The sequence below is a fragment of the Corynebacterium otitidis ATCC 51513 genome, from assembly GCF_000296405.1.
In the GTDB taxonomy this organism is placed as follows: domain Bacteria; phylum Actinomycetota; class Actinomycetes; order Mycobacteriales; family Mycobacteriaceae; genus Corynebacterium; species Corynebacterium otitidis.
In genome coordinates, this window is sequence record NZ_JH815193.1 from 163396 (window position 1) to 185275 (window position 21880).

Here is a 21880-nt window from a genome sequence, read left to right on the forward strand (position 1 = left end):
CCGCCCTTGGCGGCGTGGTCGCGGTCCCGGCCGCGCTGGACGTCCCGGCCGGCGGCCGAGCGCGCCCCGGAGGGCTTGCGCCGGGGGCCGGCCTGCTTCGAGCGGGAGCGGAACCCGCCCGCGCCCTGGAGGTGTCCTGGCTTGTCGTTCTCGCTCACTGGAATGCTGGGCCTTTCTCGCCGGGGGCGTCGGGAAGCGCGCGCTCGCCGCGCAGGCCGCGGGCCCAGTCGGCGGCCGGCTGGGGCTTCTTGCCCGCGGGCTGAATCGTCGATAACTCTACGGCGCCCGACCCGCACGCGACAGTCACCGCGTCGCCGGAGCGCCAGATCGCGCCCGACGCGGCCGCGGGACCGTCGACCGGGGCGACGGGCCCGAGCTTCACCCGCTCGCCGTTCAGGGTCGTCCACGCGCCCGGGCCCGGGGTGTGGGCGCGCACCCGCCGGTCAATCGACTCGGCCGAATCGGACCAGTCGACGCGCGCGTCGGCGGGCGCGATCTTCGAGGCGTAGGTCGCCTCGCCGCGCTGGGGTGTCGGCTCGAGGCTGCCGTCCTCTAAGGCGTCCATCGTCTCGACGAGCAGCCCGGCGCCGCGGTGCGCGAGGCGGGTGAGCAGGTCGTCGGCGGTATCGCGCGCGCCGACCTGCTCGGAGATGGTGCCGAGCACCTCCCCGGTGTCGAGGCCGCCGTCGATGCGGAAGGTCGTGGCGCCGGTCTCCTCGTCGCCGGCGGCGATCGCGGCCTGCACCGGGGCGGCGCCGCGCCAGCGCGGCAAAAGCGAGAAGTGGAGGTTGACCCAGCCGTGCGGCGCGGCCTTCAGGAGGTCCTCGGGCACGAGCCGGCCGTAGGCCACCACGGGCAGACAGTCCGGCGCGAGCTCCGCGAGCCGTTGGCGCGTCTCGGCGGAGCGAGGGTCGTCGGCCTTGAGTGTCTCGGGCTTTAGGGTCTCGATGCCGCGCTCCTCGGCGAGCCGCCCGACCGGGGAGGGCGTGAGCTTGCGGCCGCGGCCGCGCCTCGCGTCGGGCTGGGTGATGACGGCGACGACCTCGTGGCGCGAGTCGATCAGCCGCTCGAGGGCGACGACGGCGGGCTCGGGGGTGCCGGCGAAGACGAGGCGCATGGGGGAAGAATCAGCCTCCCTAGGTGTCGTGGGCATGGGGCGGGCGGGGTGTGAAGGCCCCGGCCGCGGGCGCGGCTCATGCTACCCGCGCGCTGCCCGCGCGGGCGCGGTCAGCCGAGGAGCAGGCGCGCGGCGAGCCAGGTGAGGACGGTGAGCCCCGCCCAGGTGACGAGCACGACGCCGAGGACGAGGGCGCGCTCCCTGGGCCAGTCGACGCGGCGGCGCCGGGCGCTGGCCCACAGGTAGGCCGAGCCCGCGCAGATCGCCCACCACAGCGACACCGCGAGCGCGTCGATGACGCCCATGCCCGCCTCGGCGCCGCGGCGGGCGAACACGAACGTCCAGATGAGCCCGGCGGCGCCGAAGATCCCGACGCCGAGCTTCCCCGCCGCGCGGCGCTGCTCGGGGCCGGGGCCGGTGTTTCGTTCCTTAGCCATACGATCCCCCAGTCTAGGCGGGCCGCATCCCCGCGAGGCGGGATGACCGCGGCGCGCCCGGCCTGTCGAGCTCACCGAGCTTGAGCGCCGCTCGATCACGACGCTCTCCGGCGGGGCGGCCGCGCGGGTGCGGTTCTCCCGCAGCGCCGCGCAGGACGCCACAGTCGCGCTCCTCGACGAGCCGACCGCCGCGCTCGACCCGCACCACCGGGAGCAGGTCCTCGAGCTGGCGCGGTGCTGGGCGCGCGCCGGCAAGACGGTGCTTGTCGTGCTCCACGACCTCAGCGTCGCCGCGCGCTACGCGGACCGCGTCGTCATGCTTAAAGGGGGCCGCGTCGTGAACGACGGCGCGCCGGCCGAGGTGTTCACCGCCGAGACCACCCGCAAGGTCTACGGCCAGGAGGCACACGTCCTCAAGCACCCCGACAACGGCGCCCCGGTCGTCATCCCCGTCGGCCTCTAAGAGCCTCCGCCTTCCTGGCCCGGCGGGCTTCACTTATGCCGTAGCCGGCCGCGGCCCGGTGGCCCCGGGCGGCCGCCGGGCTTGTTGCCTGGCGTGGGACGGTCGAGATCTACCAGTTCTACGGTCGCGGCGAAGATCTACAAGTTCTAAAGCTTCACTCGAGATCTAAAGGATCTACAGTGTCTTTGTAGATCGACTAGTTCTTGAACCCGCCTCACCCCGACTCCGCCCGACGCTAACGCGACGACACGCCAAAGGAGCCCGATGACCAGGCCAGCCGCCAACCCGTTTCGCCCCACCTTCGGGGTATCGCCGCGCGTGCTGGCCGGGCGCCGCGACGTCCTCGAGGAGTTCGCGCTCGCGCTCGCCGAGGGCCCGGGCAGCCCGCAACGGGCGATGCTCGTCTCCGGGGCGCGGGGCATGGGAAAGACCGTGCTCCTCAACGAGCTCGAGGACGCCGCCCGCTACCAGGGCTGGGTCGTCGTGCGCGCCCGCCCCCACGAGGCCATGATCCGCGACCTCGTCGACACCGACATCCCACTCGCCATGAGGAGCCTGGACCAGGCGGGGCCCGCAGCGGCGGGACGGCCGACGCGGCGCGTCACCGGCATCGAGGTAGCCGGCCTCGGGGCGGTGCACACCACGACGGATCCCGGGACGGCACCCACCCCGACGGTCTTCTCCGCGCTGCGAGACCTCGGCGCGCTCACCGCCCGGCACGGCGCCGGGGTGCTCATCACCCTCGACGAGGCCCAGGCCGCCGACCCCGAGCATCTCCACCTCCTCAGCACCGCCATCCAGGACCTCGCCCGCGACGAGCTCGACATCGCGTTCGCCGCCGCCGGCCTCCCCCACGGCATCGACGAGCTCCTCCGCGCGCCGGGCACGACGTTCCTCCGCCGCGCCGAGCGCGTCACCCTGGGCCGCGTCTCCCCGGAGGAGGCCGCCGACGCCTTCTCCCGGACGGCCGGCGAGGGCGGCCTGCCGATGAGCCCGCCCGCGGCCCGCCTCGCGGCGCGCCGCAGCGAGGGCTACCCCTACCTCATGCAGCTCCTCGGCTCGATGGCGTGGGCGCGCGCCCGCCTCGACGGCGACGAGCGGATCGACGAGGAACACCTCGACGCCGTCCACGACCGCGCCGTCGACCGGCTGGGCAAGCAGGTCCACGAGCCCGCCCTCGGCGAGGCCACCGACCGCGAACTCGAGCTCCTTATCGCGATGGCGCGCCTCAGCCTCGACGCCGGCGGCGGGCCCGTCGCCACCGGGGACCTCGCCGCGGCGCTGGGCACCAAACCCAACGGGATCTCCATGGCCAGGCGCTCCCTGCTGGACAAGGAGCTCCTCGTCGCGCCCTCCTACGGCCACCTCGACTTCGCGCTGCCCTACCTCGCGGAGTTCCTCGACCGTTCCCCGGAGCTCGGCGACAGGTGAGTCGGCGGCGCTCCTGGCGGCCGGGGGCCGGGCTAGCCGATCTGGGTGGGGTCGATGCGCACCCGAAGCGGCGCCGACTGGCGGCGCAGCGCCTGCTCCGCGGCCGCCGCACGCAGCGCGCGCGCCAGCTCGTTCTTCAGCGCCAGCGGCGTGCGGATGAGAACCCGCTGCGCCGGGCCCAGCGCGGCCTCGTCGTAGCCGCCGGGCAGCGCCTCCCCCGGCGGGAGCTCCACCGGGCCGAGCACCTCGGCGAGCTCGGGGAGCTCCACGCGGCGCAGCAGCTCCGCGACCGCCTCCCTCGAGCCGTCCACCGCGGCCATGCGCACCGCCGGCGGCAGGTGCACCTCGCGGCGCTGCGCGAGCTCCGCGCGGGCGCTGCCGGCCGCGTCGAAGCGGATGAGCCGCTGCACCACCGGCAGCGCCGGGTCCGCGACGACGACGACCTCCCCGCCCTCGGAGAGCGGCTCGACGAGAGCTGCGGCGCCCGCCCAGCGCTCGAAGGCCTGCTCGGTGGCGTTCAGCGCCTGCCGGCCGAGCTGCGCCCACGTGTCCAGCAGCAGCGCCGCGCCGTAGAGCCCGCCCTCGACGACGGGCTCTGCGCCGGGGGTCGCGACGACGAGCGCGGGCCGGTCGGCGACGGAGTCCTTGATCCGCTCCCCGCCCGAGGTGACGATCGGCACCTGCGGGAACGCCCGGCCCAGCTCCTCGGCGGTGCGCTCGTTGCCCAAGACCTGGGCGCGCAGCGCGCTCGAGCCGCACTCGGGGCAGCGGAAGTGCGGCTCGATGCGCCCGCACCACCGGCACCTCGGGCTGCCCGCCTGCCCGCCGGCCTCGGCGGGGATCTCCAGGGGGCCGTTGCACGCGCGGCAGCGCGCCGGGTGGCGGCAGCGCCCGCAGCGCAGCGTGGGGATATAGCCGCGCCTGGGGGTCTGCACGAGCACCGGCCGGCCGCGCTTCAGGGCCGCGCGGGCGGCGGCGAACGCCGCGCCGGGGATGCGGTCGGCGCGCGCCCTCGGGTCGCGGGCGAGCTCGACGTCGGAGTCGCCGGCGGCGTGCACGCGGGGCGCCTCGGCGCGCAGCCGCTCCCGGGTCGGCGAGACCTCGCGCAGCCACCCGGCCTCGACCAGGACCTGCGCCTGGGTGGTGCGCGCGAACCCGCCGACGATGAGGCTCGCGCCCTCGATCGCGGAGCGCATGGTGAGCACCTCGCGGGCGTGGGCATACGGCGCGCGAGGGTCGGCGTGCGCGTCGTCGCCGTCGAAGAGGATCGCCGCGAGCCTGAGGTCCTTGACCGGGGCGTAGGCCGCGGAGCGGGTGCCGATGACGAGTCGGCCCTGCCCGTGGAGCACGGAAAGAAACCGCGAGTAGCGCGCCTGCGGCCCGATCGTCGAGCCGAGCACCGTGATCTGCTTCGCGGCGACGAGGTCGCGCAGCGCCGCCTCGAGGCGCGCGAGGTCGCGCTGGTCGGGCACCACGGCGAGCGCCCCGCCCCCGTCGATCGCGACCTTCGCGAGCAGCGCGGCGAGCGGGCGCTCCCAGCGCTCGCCGGGGCAGACCTGCCACGCGGCACGCGCGGGGCGCTGCGCGGCGAGCACGTCGTCGACGAGGCCCTCACCGCCGGCGTAGCCCGACCACGCCGAGAGGTCCGGCTCGGCCGGGGGCTTGGCGAGCTCCTCCCAGGGGGTGTCGCGAAGCGCTCGCTCGGCGCCCGCGTGGCGCGGCGGCACCGCGGAGCGGATGATGTCCGAGCGGGTCGCGGCGTAGCGCGCCGCGAGGCGCTCGACGAGCTCGCGGCTGCGTTCGGGGAGCACGACCTCCGGGGAGATGACCCGCTCGAGCCTGGAGAGCCGGCCGTGAAAATCGCTCGACTCGCGCCGCGCCATGAGGATCCCGTCGACGAGGCGGCCCTGGAAGCGCACGCGCACGCGCACGCCGGGCTTCGCGTCCTCGGACTGGTCCTCGGCGACCTCGTAGTCGAACTCCCGGTCGAGGTGGCTAAGCCCCAAAAGCGGCAGCACCCGCGCCACCGGAAGCTCTGAGGCGGGCGGGCGTGCGGCGGACATGGCCAACAATCCTAGCCCCGCGCCGGACGGCGCCGCCGGCGCGGCTCTGGGACCCGCAGAGGGGCCCGGGCGCGGGACAAATCGGGGGTCCTCGCCCCCGCCGTGGTGTTAGAGCCCGGCGGCCTCGCGCAGCGCGCCGGCGCGGCTCGTGTCCTCCCACGGCAGGTCGAGGTCGGTGCGGCCGAAGTGCCCGTAGGAGGTGGTCTGCGCGTAGATCGGGCGCAAAAGGTCGAGCTCCTTGATGATCGAGGAGGGCCGAAGGTCGAAGACCTTGTCGACGGCGGCCTGGATGTCGCCGTCGGTGAGGCCCTCCTTGGCGGTGCCGAAGGTCTCGACGTAGAGGCCGACCGGCTGGGCGCGGCCGATCGCGTAGGCGACCTGCACCTCGGCCTTGTCGGCGAGCCCGGCGACGACGATGTTCTTCGCGACCCAGCGCATCGCGTACGCCGCGGAGCGGTCGACCTTGCTGGGGTCCTTGCCGGAGAACGCGCCGCCGCCGTGGCGGGCCATGCCGCCGTAGGTGTCGACGATGATCTTGCGGCCGGTGAGCCCCGCGTCGCCCATCGGTCCGCCGAGGATGAACGAGCCGGAGGGGTTGATGAGCACCTTGAGCTTGTCGTTGACGAGCGAGCCTAAGCCCGCGTCCTCGATGACCCAGTCGATGACGTGCTCCTTGAGCCGCGGCTCGAGCCACTTCGAGTCGACCTCGGGGTCGTGCTGCGTGGAGATCACCACCGTGTCGAGGTAGAGCGGGTTGTCGTCCTCGTCGTAGGCGAAGGTCACCTGCGTCTTGCCGTCCGGGCGCAGGTGGTCGACGATGCCCTCCTTGCGCACCTGGGTGAGCCGGCGGGAGAGCCGGTGCGCCGTGGAGATCGGCAGGGGCATGTACTCCGGGGTCTCGTTCGTCGCGTAGCCGAACATCAGGCCCTGGTCGCCGGCGCCGCCCTGGTCCTCCTCGGTGTGCTCCGCGCCCTCGCGGATCTCCTGGGAGGTGTCCACGCCCGCGCCGATCTCGGCGGACTGCTCGCCGATGGCGATGTTCACCCCGCAGGTCGACGCGTCGAAGCCGACGTCCGAGGAGGTGAAGCCGATCTCCTTGAGCGTGCGGCGCACGAGCGCGGGGATCTCGACATAAGCCTCGGTGCGCACCTCGCCGACGACGTGGACCTGCCCGGTGGTCACCAGCGTCTCCACCGCGACGTGGGAGTTGGGGTCCTCGGCGAGCAGCGCGTCGAGGATCGAGTCGGAGATCGCGTCGCAGATCTTGTCGGGGTGGCCCTCGGTGACGGATTCGCTGGTAAACAACCGCACCGTCGTCGACTGGTCAGTCACGAGCATCTTCCTTACATCACAATCGGCAATAATCAGACGCCCCAGTCGTCGGGCGGCGGGCGGGCCCGGCCGCGACTCCCAAGGCGTGGCTAACTAGCCACGTTAGACCAAGCTGTCTAATTCCGCAACGGCTGCGGTCCAATCGATCCCGCCTGGCCCCGGCCCCGCCCGGGGCCGCCGATCGTGCTAGCCCACTAATGCCTAGGGGCCGTACCTAGTCGCCACCTAGTCGTTCGAGCCGTCGAGGAGCCCGGCGAGCTCCTCGACGATGCGGCCGGCGACGAGCAGCTTCGGGCCGCGGGGCACTTCGGCGACGATGGGCTCGTCGCCCTCGGGGTCGGGGCGCATGAGCCAGCCCTCGTTGTCGGCCGAGCCGAACGCGCCGCCCTCGCCGACCTCGTTGACCATGATGAGGTCCGCGCCCTTGGCCTTGAGCTTTCGCGCGCCGAACTCGCGGGCGCTGGCGGTCTCGTCGCCGGTCTCCGCGGCGAAGCACACGATCCGCACTCCGGCGGGGAGCTCCCCGTCCTTGCGGGCGGCCACCAGCCCGCGGACGATGTCGGGGTTCTCTTGCAGCTCGATGCTGGCGAGCGCGTCGCCGCCGGCGGACTTCTTCAGCTTCGCCTCGGCCTGCGCCGCGGGGCGCACGTCGGCGACGGCCGCGGCCATGAGCACCGCGTCCGCGCCGGCCGCGGCCCTCCTGGTCGCCTCCTCGAGCTCCCGGGCGGACTCGACGCGCTCGACCGTCGTGCCCGCGGGCGTGGGCAGCTCGTCGGTCGCGGCGGCGACGAGGGTGACCTCGGCGCCGGCCTGGGCCGCGGCCTCCGCGAGCGCGACGCCCTGCCGGCCAGACGAGAAGTTGCCGAGGTAGCGCACCGGGTCGAGGCGCTCGCGGGTGCCGCCGGCGGTGACGACCACGCGCCGGCCCTCGAGCGCGCGGCTCGGGCGCCAGCCGGCGAGCACCGCGCGGGTCGCGTCGGCGATCTGGGCGGGCTCGAGCATCCGGCCCGGGCCCGAGTCCGAGCCGGTGAGCCGCCCGCTTGCCGGCTCGAGGACGACGACCCCGCGGCGGCGAAGGGTTTCGACGTTGTCCTTTACTGCGGGGTTGAGCCACATCTCGGTGTGCATCGCGGGCGCGAGCACCACCGGGCAGGTCGCCACGAGCGCCGTGGCGGTGAGCAGGTCGTCGGCGAAACCCCCGGCGAGCCTCGCGATGAGGTCCGCGGTCGCGGGCGCGATGACAAGCGCGTCGGCCTCCTTGCCGACCCGGACGTGCTGCACCTCGTCGACGCGCTCGAACACCCCGGTGTCCACCGGGTGGCCGGAGAGCGCCTCGAAGGTGGCGGCGCCGACGAAGCGCAGCGCCGCCTCCGTGGGCACCGCGCGCACGTCCGATCCGCCCTCCTTGAGCCGGCGGATGAGCTCGCAGGACTTGTACGCGGCGATCCCGCCGCCGACGCCGACTACGACGCGCTCGCTCACTGTCAGGCCACTCCCCTTGTGTCATCCGTGTGGTGTGTGTTTTTCCGCCCCGGCGGCCCCGGGGTCGTGGCTCACGCTACGCCACCGGCCGCCCGGCCCGCGCGCCCTCGCCGAGGCTTCCTCCGCGGTATGCCCGGCCCCGGGTACGACAAGGGGCCGCCGGGATCCCGGCGGCCCCTAAAGTCTAGCCTTGAGGCTTGTCATCCCGCGCGCCGAGGCGGCGCGGGGCGATGCTTCTTAGCTAGTTGCCCTCGTCGTGGTTGAGGAGCTCCTCGTTGATCTCCCGGAACGCGATCGAGAGCGGCTTCTCGCCGGGCTCAGGGGTGACCAGCGGCCCGACGTACTCGAAGACGCCCTCGTCGGCCTGCTGGTAGTAGGCGTTGATCTGCCGGGCGCGCTTCGCCGCGAAGATCGCGAGCGCGTACTTCGAGGACACCTTGCCCAAGAGCTCGTCGATCGGCGGGTTGGTGATGCCGATCGGGGTGTCGAAGACGGGGTTGTTCTCCAGCTTCTCGTTGCTCGTCGTCAACGTCGCCGTCCTTCCACGGTTGTCGACCGTCTCAATGTGGCTGTTGGTGGTGATGCTAGCGCCCCTCGCCGGGCTTCGGGGTCGCCTCGCGGGCGCGGGCCTCGTCGGAGTCGCCGGTGAGGATCTCCCCGATGGCGCGCACGGCCTCGGTGGCGTCGTCGTTGACGACCACCCGGTCGAACTCGTCCTTCGCGGCGAGCTCCACCCGGGCGGTCTCCAGGCGGCGGCGGATGACCTCCTCGTCCTCCGTGCCACGCCCGGTGAGCCGCTCGACGAGCGCCTCCCAGCTCGGCGGCGCGAGGAACACGGTGATCGCCTCGGGCATGAGCCGCTTGACGTTGCGGGCGCCCTCGAGGTCCACCTCGATGAGCACCGGCCGGCCGCGGTCGACCGCGGCCTTGACCGGCGAGGCCGGCGTGCCCGAGCGCTGCAGACCGTTGTGAATGTCCGCCCACTCGAGCATCTCGCCGTTGTCGATGCAGGCCTGGAACTCCTCGGGCGTAACGTAGTAGTAGTCGACGCCGTCGACCTCGCCGGGGCGGGGCTTGCGCGTCGTCATCGACACGCTGAAGTACAGGTCGCGCACCGCCTCGCGCAGGCCGCGGACCACGGTGGACTTCCCCACCGCCGAGGGGCCGGCGAGCACCACGAGCCGGCCCATGTGGTGCGACGCGGCCATCCGCTAGTTCTCGGCGTAGCCGAAGCGCTCGAGCAGGGCGCGGCGCTGCCGCTCGCCCAGGCCGCGCAGCCGGCGGGTCGGGGCGATCTCGAGCTCGGCCATAATCTCCTTGGCCTTCACCTTGCCCACCTTCGGCAGCGCCTCGAGGAGCGCCGACACCTTGGTCTTCCCCGTGGTCTCGTCCTCCTGGGCCTGCTCGAGGACCTCTCGGAGGGTGATGTCGCCGCGCTTGAGCTTCTCCTTGAGCTCCGCGCGGGCCTTGCGCGCCTCGGCCGCCTTCGCGAGGGCCTCCTTGCGCTGTTCATCGGTGAGTTTGGGAAGGGCCACGGTTCCTCCAGTTCGCTGTGTCCAGGGCTCCGGGGCCGCGACCCAGCGTGGGCACGGCCCCGGGAGTTGACGATAAAAGCCGGCGGCGGCCCGGGAATGCGCGGGCCGCCACGCGACAACGGGGCGCAAGTGTAGCACCGCGCGCGGCCGTCGGACGAAGCCGCCCGGCGCCGCGTGGCCGCCCGACCGGCGCCCCGCGCTGCGATCTAAACTAGCAGGTCGCGGGCCGGACCCGCTAGTTGACCCCGGGGTCTAACCCCGGTAGGAGAACTGACTCACACGCTCGGCGAGGGCCTCGATGTCGGGCCCCGCGGAGAGCACCGCGCGCGAGACGTTCGGGAACGCGCGGGCGGTATTGCCCGCCACGACGCGCTCGATGTCGCTCAGGCTCGCGCCCTGCGCGCCGATCCCGGGAAGCAGGATCGGGCCGGGGAAGTCGGCGAGCCCCGGCGGGTCGGACAGGGTCGCGCCGACGACGACCCCGAAGTCCGAGAGCCCCTCGCCCCTGTCGCCGTTGATCGCGGCGAGCTTGGCGACCTCGGCGACGACGTCGCCGGCGAGCGTCTCCGCGTTGGCCCCGGGTTGGCGCTGGATCGCGCCGGCCTCGGGGTTGGACGTCGCGGCGAGCACGAAGAGCCCGGCGCCCGCCTCTACGGCCGCGTCGACGGCGGGGGCGAGCGCCCCCACCCCGAGGTACGGGCTCACCGTGAGCGCGTCGCACTGCAGCGGCGAGCCGGGCCGCAGCCACGCGTCGGCGTAGCCGGCCATGGTCGAGCCGATGTCGCCGCGCTTGGCGTCGGCGACGACGAGCGTGCCGCGCTCGCGCAGCTCCCCGATGGCCTCCTCGAGGACGGAGAAGCCTAAAGCGCCGTGGCGTTCGAAGAACGCGACCTGTGGCTTGACGAGCGCGACCCGCCCGGCGAAGGCCTCCACGCACCGGCCGGTGAACTCCGCGAGGCCGTCCCGGTCGTCGCTGAGGCCCCACTGCTCGAGCAGCCCGGGGTGGGGATCGATGCCGACGCACAGCTGCCCGAGTTCCCCGGCCGCGGCGGCAAGGCGCTCGCCGAACGCGGCGGTCACTGCTGGCCCCTTCCGGTCATGTGGTCGATCTCCTGCAGGGCGCGCACCCGGTAGCGCTCGGCGCGCGGCGACTCGAGGGCCTGCGCGGCGGCGGTAGCGCCCTGCACGGTGGTGATGATCGGCACGCCCGCGAGCGCGGCGGCCGCGCGGATGCCATAGCCGTCGCGCCTGGCCCCGGAGCTGCCCGCCGGGGTGTTGAGGATCAGGTCGACCTCCCCGTCGTGGATGAGGTCGACGATCGAGCGCTCCCCGGCGGCGGCGTCGACCGCGGAGGCCTTCTGCACGGTGCGGCAGTCGATCCCGTTGCGGCGCAGCATCGCGGCGGTGCCCTCGGTCGCGAGGATCGTGTAGCCGAGCGCCGCGAGCCGCTGGATGGGTAGCACGAGGGTGCGCTTGTCGTGGTTCGCGACGGAGACGAACACCGTGCCGCCGGCGGGCAGCGCGTCGACCGCGGCGTCGGCGGCCTTGGCGTAGGCCACGCCGAAGCTCTCCGCGAGGCCCATGACCTCGCCGGTGGACTTCATCTCGGGGCTAAGGAGCGAGTCGAGCATGTCGCCCTCGGGGGTGCGGAAGCGGTTAAACGGCAGCACGACCTCCTTGACGGCGATCGGCGCGTCCAGCGGGAGGGAGCCGCCGTCGAACGCGGCGGGGATCATGCCCTCCTGGCGCAGCTCCGCGATCGTCGAGCCGGTCATGATGCGGCTCGCGGCCTTCGCGAGCGGCACGCCCGTCGCCTTGGAGACGAACGGCACCGTGCGCGAGGCGCGCGGGTTGGCCTCGATGACGTAGAGCACGTCGTCCTTGAGGGCGTACTGCACGTTCATCAGGCCGCGCACCCCGATGCCGTGGGCGAGCAGCCTCGTCGACTCGCGCACCTTGTCGATGTCCTCGCGGCCCAGCGTCATGGGCGGCAGCGCGCACGAGGAGTCGCCGGAGTGCACGCCGGCCTCCTCGATGTGCTCCATCACCCCGGCGAGGTAGACCTCCTCGCCGTCGCAGAGCGCGTCCACGTCGATCTCGATGGCGTTGTCGAGGAAGCGGTCGACGAGCACGGGGTGCTCGCGGTTGAGCTCCGTGGCGCGCTCGATATAGCCCTTCAAGGACTCCTCGTCGTAGACGATCTCCATGCCGCGCCCGCCGAGCACGTACGAGGGGCGCACGAGCACCGGGTAGCCGATGCGGGCGGCGATGCTGCGGGCCTGCTCAAACGAGGTGGCCGTCCCGAACGCGGGCGCGGGCAGCCCGGCGCGCTCGAGGACCTCGCCGAACTCGCCGCGGTCCTCGGCGCGGTCGATGGCCTCGGGCTGCGTGCCGATGACGGGCACGCCCGCGGCCTTGAGCTCCGCGGCGAGCCCCAGCGGGGTCTGCCCGCCGAGCTGCACGATGACCCCGGCGACGGTGCCGGCGGCGGCCTCCGCGCGGTAGACCTCGAGCACGTCCTCCAAGGTGAGGGGCTCGAAGTAGAGCCTATCGGCGGTGTCGTAGTCGGTGGAGACGGTCTCCGGGTTGCAGTTGACCATGACGGTCTCGAAGCCGGCGCGGGAGAGCTCCTGGGCGGCGTGGACGCACGAGTAGTCGAACTCGATGCCCTGGCCGATGCGGTTCGGCCCGGAGCCTAAGATGATGACCTTCTCGCGCTCGCGCTGCTCGGCGACCTCGCTCTCGGCGGCGGGGTCGAGCTCGTAGGCCGAGTAGTGGTACGGGGTCTGCGCCTCGAACTCGGCGGCGCACGTGTCGACGGTCTTGTAGACGGGGTGGATGCCCAAAGACCAGCGCAGCTTGCGCACTCCGGCCTCGCCGGCGAACTCGTCGCGCACCGCGGCGATCTGCGCGTCGGAAAGGCCTAGGTACTTCGCCTCGCGCAGGAGGTCCTCGTCGAGGACGGGCGCGTCCTCGAGCCGGCGGCGGAACTCGACGAGCCCCTCGAGCTCGGCGAGGAACCAGGGGTCGATGCCGGAGGCCGCGTGGACCTGGCTGACGCTCGCGCCGAGGCGCAGCGCGAGCTCGGCGTCGTAGATGCGGCCCTCGGTGGGGCGGCCGAGGTCGTCGAGCACGGCGTTGAGGTCGCGCGCGCGCTCCCCGGCGAGAGCCTCGTCGCTCACCGTCCAGAAGCCCTGCTCCTTCTGCTCGAGGGAGCGCAGCACCTTGTTCAGGCCGGCGATGTAGTTGCGGCCGATGCCCATCGCCTCGCCGACGGAGTGCATCGTCGTGGTGAGCGTGTCGTCGGCGCCGGGGAACTTCTCGAACGCGAAGCGCGGCGCCTTGACGATGACGTAGTCGAGGGTCGGCTCAAATGCGGCGGGCGTCACCCCGGTGATGTCGTTTCGCACCTCGTCGAGGGTGTAGCCGATCGCGAGCTTCGCGGCGATCTTCGCGATGGGGAAGCCCGTCGCCTTCGACGCGAGCGCCGAGGAGCGCGACACGCGCGGGTTCATCTCGATGGTGATGAGCCGGCCGTCCTGCGGGTTGACGGCGAACTGGATGTTGCAGCCGCCGGTGTCGACGCCGACGGCGCGGATGATGGCGATGCCCTGGTCGCGCATCTTCTGGTACTCGCGGTCGGTGAGCGTGAGCGCCGGCGCGACGGTCATGGAGTCGCCGGTGTGCACGCCGAGCGCGTCGACGTTCTCGATGGAGGCGACGACGACGACGTTGTCGTCCCCGTCGCGCATGAGCTCGAGCTCGTACTCCTTCCAGCCGAGGATCGACTCCTCGATGAGCACGTTCGCCTCGGGCGAGGCGGCGAGCCCGCCGCCGGCGATGCGCTCGAGGTCCTCGTAGTCGTAGGCCAGGCCCGAGCCGAGGCCGCCCATGGTGAAGGAGGGGCGGACGACGACGGGGAGGCCGAGCTCCTCGACGACCTCGTGGACCTCGTCCATCGTGTGGCACACCTTCGAGCGCGCCGACTCACCGCCAATCTCGGCGACGATGTCCTTGAACTTCTGGCGGTCCTCGCCGCGCTCGATGGCGTCGATGTCCGCGCCGATGAGCTCGACGCCGTGCTTCTTTAGGATCCCCTGCCGGTCCATCTGGATCGCGGCGTTGAGCGCGGTCTGCCCGCCGAGCGTGGCGAGCACCGCGTCGACCGGGTGGCCGTCGGCGGCCTCCTTCGCGAGGATCTCGTCGATGTAGTCGGGCCTAATCGGCTCGACGTAGGTGTGGTCCGCGAACTCGGGGTCGGTCATGATCGTCGCCGGGTTGGAGTTCACCAGCGTGACCCTGATGCCCTCCTCCTTGAGCACGCGGCAGGCCTGGGTGCCGGAGTAGTCGAACTCGCAGGCCTGGCCGATGACGATCGGCCCGGAGCCGATGACGAGAACGTGGCTGATGTCTGCGCGCCTAGGCATTTACTTCTCGTTCTCCTTCGCGTTGCGCAGCTCGTCGACGTGGCCCGCCTCGCGGTGGGCGGCCATGAGCTCGACGAACTGGTCGAACAGCGGCTGGGCGTCGTGCGGCCCGGCCGCGGACTCGGGGTGGTACTGGACGGAAAAGGCCATGCCGCTCTCCAAGGCGACGCCCTCGACGGTGTCGTCATTGAGGCAGCTGTGCGTGATGCGGGCGGGCCCGAACTCGGTCTCGAAGCGCTCCCCCGGCTCCCCGGCGAGCGCGAAGCCGTGGTTCTGGGAGGTGATCTCGATCTTGCCGGTGAGGTGGTTGAGCACCGGGATGTTGATGCCGCGGTGCCCGAAGGTCATCTTGTAGGTCTCCAGGCCGAGCGCGCGGCCGAGGATCTGGTTGCCGAAGCAGATCCCGAAGAACGGCACGCCGCGGCGGATGACCTCGCGCACCACCTCGACGGTGCCGTCCGCGGTGGCGGGGTCGCCCGGCCCGTTGGAGACGAACACCCCGTCGGGCCTGTGGGAGAGGATCTCCTCGATGGTGGCGTCGTGCGGCACGACGACGGTGCGCACCCCTCTGCGGGTGAGGCTGCGTGGCGTGTTCGACTTGATCCCCATGTCGAGCGCGACGACGGTGAAGCGCGCCACGCCGTCGGGCTCGACGGTGTAGGCCTCCTTCGTGCTCACCGCGGCGCTTAAGTCCGAGCCGGCCATCGGCGGCTGGGCGTTGACCTCGGCGATAAGCTCCTCGTCGGTCGCGCGGGCCGCGTCCCCGGAGAAGATGCCCGCCGCCACTGAGCCCTTGTCGCGCAGGTGGCGCACGAGCGCGCGGGTGTCGACGCCGCTGATGCCGACGACGCCCTGGGCGATCATCTCGTCCTCAAGCGAGCGCTCGGCGCGGAAGTTCGAGTGGCGCCTCGCGAGGTCGCGGATGACGAGCCCGGCGACCCAGATCTTCTCGCCGCGGGACTCGTTGTCCTCGTCGTTCCAGCCGGTGTTGCCGATCTGCGGGGCGGTCGCCGCGACGATCTGCCGGTGGTAGGAGGGGTCGGTCATGGTCTCCTGGTAGCCGGTCATCGCGGTGGTGAACACGGCCTCGCCCAGGGTGCGGCCGGTCGCGCCGAGCGCCCGGCCCCGGAAGATCCGGCCGTCGCCCAGGACGAGCGCCGCCGGCTGCGGGGTTGTTGCAGTGGTCATGGTGCCTTCCTAGCTGTCCTTGTCCGTGTCCAACCGGTGGGTGACCCGGCCGCGCAGCACGGTGAGCGCGACGCGGGCCTGGTAGCGCTCGCCCTCGAAGGGCGTGTTGTCCCCGATCGAGGCCATCGCCTCGCCGCTCGCCACCCAGGGCGAATCGGGGTCGACGACCGCGAGGTTCGCCGGCTCGCCCACGGCGATGGGGCGGCCGTGGCCGGGCAGCCCCGCGATCTCGGCGGGACGCTCGCTCATGACGCGCGCGACGAACCGCCAGTCGGCCAGGCCCGTCGCGACGAACTCGCGGTGCACGATCGCCAGCGAGGTCTCCAGGCCGAGCATCCCCGGCCGGGCGGCGTCGAACGAGCAGCACTTGTCCCTCGCGGCGTGCGGCGCGTGGTCGGTGGCCACGACGTCGACGGTGCCGTCTACGAGCGCCTCGCGCAGCGCGAGCCGGTCCGACTCCTCGCGCAGCGGCGGGTTGACCCGAAAGAGCCCGTTGTCCGGCTCGAGGCGCGCGTCGGTGAGGCTTAGGTGGTGCGGGGTGGCCTCCGCGGTGACGGGGATGCCCTGCGCCTTCGCCCAGCGCAACAGCTCGACGGTGCCGGCGGTCGACGCGTGGCAGATGTGCAGCCGCCCGCCGTAGTCGCGGTTGAGCAGCGCGTCGCGCGCGACGATCGCCTCCTCCGCGGCGCGCGGCCAGCCCTTCAAGCCCAGCCGGGCCGCGGCCTCGCCCTCGTGGGCGGAGGCGCCCACGGTGAGGCGGGCCTCCTCGCAGTGCTGGGCAATAAGCATGCCGAGCTTGCCGGCGCGCTCCACGGCGGCGCGCATGAGCGCGGGGTCCCCGACGCAGCGCCCGTCGTCGGAGAGCATCCGCACCTTGGCCGCGCCGTCGCGCAGGGTCTGAAAGTCGGTGAGCTCCTCGCCGCCGAGGCCCTTGGTGATGGCGCCGACGGGGTGGACGTCGACGAGGCCTGCCTCCTGGCCGCGGCGCCAGACGGCCTCGGCGACCTCGGGGGTGTCGGTGGCGGGCTTGGTATTCGCCATGGCGAACACGGCGCTGAACCCGCCGCGGGCGGCGGCGAGCAAGCCGGAGTCGATGGTCTCCGCGTCGCCCGGGCCGGGCTCGCGCAGGTGGACGTGCAGGTCGACGAGCCCGGGAAGCAGCACCATCCCGGGCAGCTCGACGACGTCGGCGCCGCCCTCGTCGACGCTTAGGCCCAGCTCGGAGATGACGCCGCCCTCGACGCGCACGTCGATCCTCGGGCCCTCGCCGTAGGGGCGCACGCCGCGCAGCACGAGCGGCGTGGCCGCGGGCGCGCTAAGCTCCCCGACCTCGGCGATCGGCCGGGGCGCGGTGGTGCCGGCGGTCACGGCCTCACCACCCCCGGCCAGCCCGGGGCGGCCGCCACTGGGCCGCCCGACCGAAGGCCCGGGCACCTGGCCCGGGCCGCCTTCTGGTTCGCGATGCTCGCGCGGCGCCGCAGGGTGCGCACAACGTCTGTCATCGTGACCTCCTTTCCCGCCTCTCTGTGCGGCTTTAAAGGACGTATCACTTGCCACGGGTTCTCGCGGGCCCCCGCCGACCGGGGCCGGGCGGCTGCGCGCGGTGTACCGCCGGCCACTTTATCATTCGGCCCCGGGCGCTCCCGGCCGCGGCGCGGGGGCGCGGGTGGCGATACACTGTGCGGAATGCCCCGGCCGGCCCCGCCGCCGGCCGGGCCGGCGGAAGGGAGGCGGATCGGGTTGCTCCTGGAGACCTCGACCACCGTGCCGTTTCCCCGCCCGGTGGTGTGGGACTACCACGCCAGGCCCGCCTCCGCGGAGCGGCTGCTTCCCGGCTTCGTGCCCCTCGAGGTGCTGCGCGCCGATGCGGACCTCGCGCTCGGCCAGATCTCGTTTAGCCTGCCCGCGGGGCTGCGCTGGACGAACTCCTACGACCTCACCGCCTACCAGCGGGGCCGCTCCTTTGCGGAGGTCAACACCTCCGCGCCGTTCCAGTCGCTCACCCGCTGGCGCTTCGAGCACCGCTTCGCCGACGAACCCGGCGGCACCCTGGTCGCCGACTCGGTGAGCTCGAGGATCCCCACCGCGGCCCTCGAGCGGGTGCTCTCCTACCGGCACCGGCAGCTCGCCGGGGACCTGCGCTGCCTCAAAGACCTCGGGTTCTTAGAGCACGGTGCGGCGGGCGGCGCGCCCCGGGTCGCGCTCACCGGGGCGGGCGGCACCCTGGGACGGGCGTTCTCCGCGCTCGCTAGGGTCGCCGGCTGCGAGGTGATCCGGCTCGTTCGGGTCGACAGCTCCGATACACGCCACGCCCCGGAGCTCTCCGAGGGGGAGCGCGCCTGGGACCCCCGCTACCCCGCCGACGATCTCCTGGACGACGTCGACGCGCTCGTGCACCTGGCGGGCAAGCCCTTCTTCCAGCGCCTCACCGACGCCCACCGCCGCGAGGTCTACGACACGCGCGTGCGCCCCACGAGGCTCCTCGCGGAGGTCGCGGCGCGCTCCCCGCGCTGCGAGACGCTGGTCAGCGCGTCCTCGGCGGGCTTCTACGGCGACGAGCGCGCCGGCGAGCGCCTCGCCGAGGACGCAGCTCCCGGGGAGAGCTTCCTCGCGCGGCTTGCGATCGACTGGGAGGCCGCGACGCGGCCCGCCGCGGAAGCCGGGGTGCGCGTCGTCACGCCCCGCTTCGGGGCGGTGCTCGCCGCCGGCGGCGGGAGCCTCCCGACGCTCAGGGCCGCGGGCGCGCTCGGCGGGCGGGCGCAGGCCGCGCTCGGCGAGCAGGCGATCGCCTGGGTCTCCCTCGACGACGCCGCCGACATCCTCCTGCGCTGCGTCGTCGACGGGCGCCTCGAGGGCCCCGTCAACGCCACAGCCCCCACCCCGGGCGCGCTCGGCGAGCTCCTCAACACCGTCGCCTCCGCCAGGCCCATCCCCCTTCCCATCCCCATCCCCGAGTTCAGCCCGGGCGCGCTCAAGGGCCGCGCCGCGGCCCGCGAGTTCCTCTTCAGCGACCAGCGGGTCTTCCCCGACGCCCTAGAGCGCGTCGGCCACCGCTTCCGGCACCGAGACGTCGCCGAGGCGCTCGCCCACGAGATGGGCCTCGAGCTCCCCGGCGCCGCCCGCCCGGGCCTGCCCGGCGAGGGCCCGGGTGTAGATTCGGCACCATGAGCGAAACTACCGCGACCGCGACCGAGCGGGACGCCGAGCGGCCGGCCGGCGACCAGGACGTTCCCGGCGGCGCCGTCCACGAGCTCCCCGAGGACCTCAAGGCCGCGATCCTCGGCGGGCAGCGCGGCGAGGGCGACGACGGCTCGCCCTCGGTGGGGCGCAGCGTGCTCGAGCTGTGGCGGCGCTGCACGCCGCTGGGCCGCAACGAGTTCATCTGCTGGGTCGACAGCGCCAAGCGGGAGAAGACCCGGGCCCGGCGCATCCGGCGCACCTGCGAGGAGCTCGAGGAGGGCAAGCGGCGCCCCTGCTGTTGGCCGGGCTGCCCCCACCGGGAGCGCAACGGCCGCGCCTAGCCCCGCGCGAGCAGGCGCCGGGCCGCGCGGATTCTCCCTGGCCGGGGCCGCGCGGCGGCCCTAGAGTGGGAGGTGCGCCCCCTTTTCTTGCACGACAGGCACCCGAAGGGGACGGGATCCGGTGGAGCGCCGAGGTTTTATGAGGTGTGTCAGGCGCGAGCCGCCGATCCGGGCCGACACCGAGCCGAAGAAAGGAGCCGGCCGCACAATCATGAACCAGCGCATCAGCATGAAGGCCGTCATCATCGGGATCCTCGGGGCGATCCTCGCCGTCACCGCGACCGAGGCGTGGGGCTTCGTCGTCGGGTTCATCGTGCTCGCCGCGGCCGTCGCGCTCGCGGCGGTCGTCCACGTCCAGACCGAGCGCGCCCGCTACTCAAACCCGAAGCGCGCCCGCGCCAACTAGCCCCGGCGCCGACCACCCGCGCCGACGACTAGACCGCCCCCGCCCGAGGTTCCCCGGGCGGGGGCGGCGTTGTCGTCGCGGCCGCTAGGGCCCATCCCCTACCCGCGGGGCGGGGCTAGAGCGGCGACTGCTCCTAGTCGTCGATGCGCTTTCCGTCCTCGTCGTAGCGGAAGAAGCCCTCGCCCGACTCGACGCCGAACTTGCCGTTGTCGATGAGCTCGCGCTCGACCTTCTCGCCGAAGCTCACCAGCTCGGGGTCGTCCTTCGACTTCGCGATCGTCGAGGCGGTGCGCAGCCCCACGATGTCCATGCCCTCGAAGGGGCCGGCCTCGTTGCCGGTGCAGTTGCGCCAGGTGCGGTCGATCTCCTTGGGCTCGGCGATGCCGTTGAGCCACAGGCGCTGCGCGGCCTCGAGGAAGGGCACGAGCAGGCTGTTCTGGATGTAGCCCGCGTGCTCCTTCTTCAGCTCGGAGGGCCACATCTGCATCTCGTTGGCGTAGTCGACGACCGCCTGGCGGATCTTCTCGTCGGTCTTCTCGGTGGGCATGATCTCCGCGGTGCGGTAGGCCCACAGCCGGTTCGCGAAGTGCAGCGCGAGGAACTTGTCCTCCCGGCCGCTCGCGTCGGCGAAGTCGCTCGGCAGAAGCGTCGAGGTGTTCGTCGTAAAGATGGTGTGCTCCGGGGCGGCCTTGCCGACCGTCGACCACACCTCGCGCTTGAGCTCGAGCTTCTCCGGGACGGCCTCGATGACGAGGTCCGCCTCAGAGACGGCCTCCTCGAGGTCCTTCGACTGGGAGAGCCGCTCGTGGGTCTCGGCGATCTTCTCGTCGGTGGCGTCGTCGAGGTCGCGCTTGTAGTCCTTGTCGAGCCGCTCGAAGCGCTTCCGCGCCGCCTCGAGGGCGTCGTCGTTGATGTCGTAGCTCACGACGTTAAAGCCGGCGTAGGCCGACTGGTAGGCGATCTGCGCGCCGAGCACGTCCGCGCCGAGGACGGTGACGTTCTTGATGTCGGTCGTGGCTGCTGAATCAGGCCCTTCTTTGATCGATGTCTGGGTTTTTCTCGATTCGTGCGGGCGAGGCGTCCTCGCCCAGCGCCATGCTACTCATTTCCGACAGGTGCGCCGCCGGGCCTTAGGCAAAGGCTCGGCGGCGCGCGGCGACCCGGGGTTTACGACCCCGGCTACTAAGAGCTAGTCCCCGGTACCCGGGGCGGGCTTCTCCTCCGCGGGCGCGGGCTTCTCGTCCCCGGTCTCGGTTTCGGGATCGGCCGGCTTCTCCGCGGCCCGCTCGGCGCGGCCCGCAAGCTGGTCGAGCACCCCGTTGATGTAGGAGGAGGCCTCGTCGCCGGAGTACTCGCTGGCGAGCTCGACGCCCTCGACGACGGCGGTGCGTTTCGGCACCTCGGGGTTGAAGATGAGCTCCCACGTGGAGAGACGCAGGATCGCGCGGTCGACGGCCGGCAGGCGGTGGAGCTCCCAGTTCTCCAAAAGCGCGCCCTCGATCTGCGTGTCGAGGTAATCGAGGCGCTCCGCGACGCCGGCGACGATCTCCCGGGTGTAGGCCGCCACGGGGGCGACCTCGGAGTCCTTCTCCCGGGCGAGCTCCACTCGGTCCTCGACGATGGCGACCGGGTCGACGTCGCGGGCCTCCGCCTCGAAGAGCACGTCCACGGCGCGGCGCCTCGCGCGGTAGCGCGAGCCGTGCCTGCGGTACTTCTTGACGCGATCGCTCACTGCTTCGCCTTCGCCCTCTTCTTTATCGGTAGGAGTCTTTAGGGATTGGTGGAAAGAAAACCGGCGCCCCCGAAAAGGCGGGGTCGCCCCCGCCCCGGGGTGGCGCCGGGGGTGCCTTAAATTAGTTGCTGACGCGGGAGAGGTACTCGCCGCTGCGGGTATCGACCTTGAGGACGTTGCCGGTCTCGATGAAGAGCGGCACCTGGATCTCGGCGCCGGTCTCGAGCTGGGCGGGCTTCGTGCCGCCGTTGGAGCGGTCGCCCTGCAGGCCCGGGTCGGTGTGCTCGACCTTCAGGTCCACGGAGACCGGCAGCTCCGCGAAGAGCGGCTCGTCCTCGTGGAAGGAGACCTGGACGCGCATGTTCTCGAGCAGGAAGCGCGCGGCGTCGCCGAACTTCTCGGCGGGCAGCTCGATCTGGTCGAAGGTCTTATCGTCCATGACGACGTAGGACTCACCGTCGTTGTAGAGGTAGGTCATGTCGCGGCGGTCGACGGTGGCGGTGTCGACCTTGACGCCGGCGTTGAAGGTCTTGTCCACCGTCTTGCCCGAGACGACGTCCTTGAGCTTGGTGCGCACGAACGCCGGCCCCTTGCCGGGCTTGACGTGCTGGAACTCGACGATCTGCTGCAGCTTGCCGTCGATGCTCAAAACGAGGCCGTTCTTGAAGTCGCTCGTCGTTGCCACCTGGTGCTCTCCTTAAGTTACCTAGACAATCGCGCTATCGGGGGGCGGGTCGCGGCCGCGG

General features: G+C 72.7%; 20 protein-coding genes. 5 read left to right on the plus strand and 15 right to left on the minus strand.

From position 1 onward, the window contains the following. Positions 1-154: 154 nt before the first annotated feature. Both fmt and HMPREF9719_RS03660 read right to left on the minus strand, forming a co-directional pair. Positions 155-1117 (minus strand): methionyl-tRNA formyltransferase, encoded by a 963-nt coding sequence (fmt, locus tag HMPREF9719_RS03655; protein ID WP_004600619.1) that lies wholly within the window; start codon positions 1115-1117, stop codon positions 155-157. A 110-nt stretch (positions 1118-1227) separates the two neighbouring features. Further along, a complete protein-coding gene (locus HMPREF9719_RS03660; RefSeq protein ID WP_004600620.1) occupies positions 1228-1554 on the minus strand; it encodes a hypothetical protein in 327 nt (108 codons plus the stop codon). 94 nt (positions 1555-1648) lie between these two features. On the opposite strand from HMPREF9719_RS03660, the gene HMPREF9719_RS03665 reads away from it, so the two are divergent. Next, the gene (locus tag HMPREF9719_RS03665; RefSeq protein WP_118787987.1) at positions 1649-2017 is read left to right on the plus strand and encodes an ATP-binding cassette domain-containing protein; all 369 of its coding nucleotides are present in this window, start codon (positions 1649-1651) and stop codon (positions 2015-2017) included. Positions 2018-2281: 264 nt separating this feature from the next. After that, positions 2282-3448: an ATP-binding protein gene (locus HMPREF9719_RS03670; RefSeq protein ID WP_004600622.1), complete on the plus strand. Its 1167-nt coding sequence runs from the start codon at positions 2282-2284 to the stop codon at positions 3446-3448. Between the two features lie 32 nt (positions 3449-3480). Here HMPREF9719_RS03670 and HMPREF9719_RS03675 read toward each other — a convergent pair whose 3' ends face one another. The 10 genes from HMPREF9719_RS03675 to HMPREF9719_RS03720 form a co-directional block, all read right to left on the minus strand. Then, positions 3481-5511 (minus strand): primosomal protein N', encoded by a 2031-nt coding sequence (locus HMPREF9719_RS03675; protein ID WP_004600623.1) that lies wholly within the window; start codon positions 5509-5511, stop codon positions 3481-3483. Positions 5512-5619: 108 nt separating this feature from the next. Further along, positions 5620-6849, minus strand: a complete 1230-nt coding sequence (gene metK / locus HMPREF9719_RS03680) for a methionine adenosyltransferase (protein WP_004601887.1) — start codon at positions 6847-6849, stop codon at positions 5620-5622. 219 nt (positions 6850-7068) lie between these two features. Next, positions 7069-8325: a bifunctional phosphopantothenoylcysteine decarboxylase/phosphopantothenate--cysteine ligase CoaBC gene (coaBC, locus tag HMPREF9719_RS03685; protein WP_004600625.1), complete on the minus strand. Its 1257-nt coding sequence runs from the start codon at positions 8323-8325 to the stop codon at positions 7069-7071. 241 nt (positions 8326-8566) lie between these two features. Continuing rightward, positions 8567-8854 carry a DNA-directed RNA polymerase subunit omega gene (gene rpoZ, locus HMPREF9719_RS03690; RefSeq protein WP_004600626.1) on the minus strand — a complete coding sequence of 96 codons (288 nt, stop codon included), beginning with the start codon at positions 8852-8854 and terminating at the stop codon, positions 8567-8569. Positions 8855-8909: 55 nt separating this feature from the next. Beyond that, entirely contained in the window at positions 8910-9533 is a 624-nt protein-coding gene (gene gmk / locus HMPREF9719_RS03695; protein WP_004600627.1) for a guanylate kinase, read from the minus strand. A 3-nt stretch (positions 9534-9536) separates the two neighbouring features. Next, complete coding sequence (mihF, locus tag HMPREF9719_RS03700) at positions 9537-9860, minus strand: integration host factor, actinobacterial type (RefSeq protein WP_004600628.1); 324 nt, start codon at positions 9858-9860, stop codon at positions 9537-9539. 252 nt (positions 9861-10112) lie between these two features. Continuing rightward, positions 10113-10940: an orotidine-5'-phosphate decarboxylase gene (pyrF, locus tag HMPREF9719_RS03705; protein ID WP_004600629.1), complete on the minus strand. Its 828-nt coding sequence runs from the start codon at positions 10938-10940 to the stop codon at positions 10113-10115. Beyond that, the gene (gene carB, locus HMPREF9719_RS03710; RefSeq protein WP_004600630.1) at positions 10937-14287 is read right to left on the minus strand and encodes a carbamoyl-phosphate synthase large subunit; all 3351 of its coding nucleotides are present in this window, start codon (positions 14285-14287) and stop codon (positions 10937-10939) included. Before carB ends, pyrF begins: the two co-directional genes overlap by 4 nt. Continuing rightward, positions 14288-15475 carry a glutamine-hydrolyzing carbamoyl-phosphate synthase small subunit gene (gene carA / locus HMPREF9719_RS03715; protein WP_004600631.1) on the minus strand — a complete coding sequence of 396 codons (1188 nt, stop codon included), beginning with the start codon at positions 15473-15475 and terminating at the stop codon, positions 14288-14290. A 9-nt stretch (positions 15476-15484) separates the two neighbouring features. Then, a complete protein-coding gene (locus HMPREF9719_RS03720; protein ID WP_082245172.1) occupies positions 15485-16843 on the minus strand; it encodes a dihydroorotase in 1359 nt (452 codons plus the stop codon). A 372-nt stretch (positions 16844-17215) separates the two neighbouring features. Between HMPREF9719_RS03720 and HMPREF9719_RS03725 the strand changes: the two genes are divergently transcribed. The 3 genes from HMPREF9719_RS03725 (at position 17216) to HMPREF9719_RS03735 (ending at position 19402) form a co-directional block, all read left to right on the plus strand. After that, complete coding sequence (locus tag HMPREF9719_RS03725) at positions 17216-18643, plus strand: DUF1731 domain-containing protein (RefSeq protein ID WP_004600633.1); 1428 nt, start codon at positions 17216-17218, stop codon at positions 18641-18643. After that, entirely contained in the window at positions 18640-18996 is a 357-nt protein-coding gene (locus HMPREF9719_RS03730) for a YdeI/OmpD-associated family protein (RefSeq protein WP_004600634.1), read from the plus strand. Before HMPREF9719_RS03725 ends, HMPREF9719_RS03730 begins: the two co-directional genes overlap by 4 nt. 211 nt (positions 18997-19207) lie before the next feature. Next, positions 19208-19402, plus strand: a complete 195-nt coding sequence (locus HMPREF9719_RS03735; protein WP_004600635.1) for a hypothetical protein — start codon at positions 19208-19210, stop codon at positions 19400-19402. Positions 19403-19535: 133 nt separating this feature from the next. On the opposite strand, the gene HMPREF9719_RS03740 is transcribed toward HMPREF9719_RS03735, so the two are convergent. From HMPREF9719_RS03740 to efp, 3 genes are all read right to left on the minus strand, one after another. Continuing rightward, positions 19536-20378 (minus strand): 3-hydroxyacyl-CoA dehydrogenase, encoded by an 843-nt coding sequence (locus tag HMPREF9719_RS03740; RefSeq protein WP_004600636.1) that lies wholly within the window; start codon positions 20376-20378, stop codon positions 19536-19538. 213 nt (positions 20379-20591) lie between these two features. Further along, a complete protein-coding gene (nusB, locus tag HMPREF9719_RS03745) occupies positions 20592-21134 on the minus strand; it encodes a transcription antitermination factor NusB (protein ID WP_004600637.1) in 543 nt (180 codons plus the stop codon). Between the two features lie 121 nt (positions 21135-21255). Next, on the minus strand, positions 21256-21819 hold the full coding sequence (gene efp, locus HMPREF9719_RS03750; RefSeq protein ID WP_004600638.1) for an elongation factor P: 564 nt from the start codon (positions 21817-21819) through the stop codon (positions 21256-21258). Between the last annotated feature and the right edge of the window lie 61 nt (positions 21820-21880).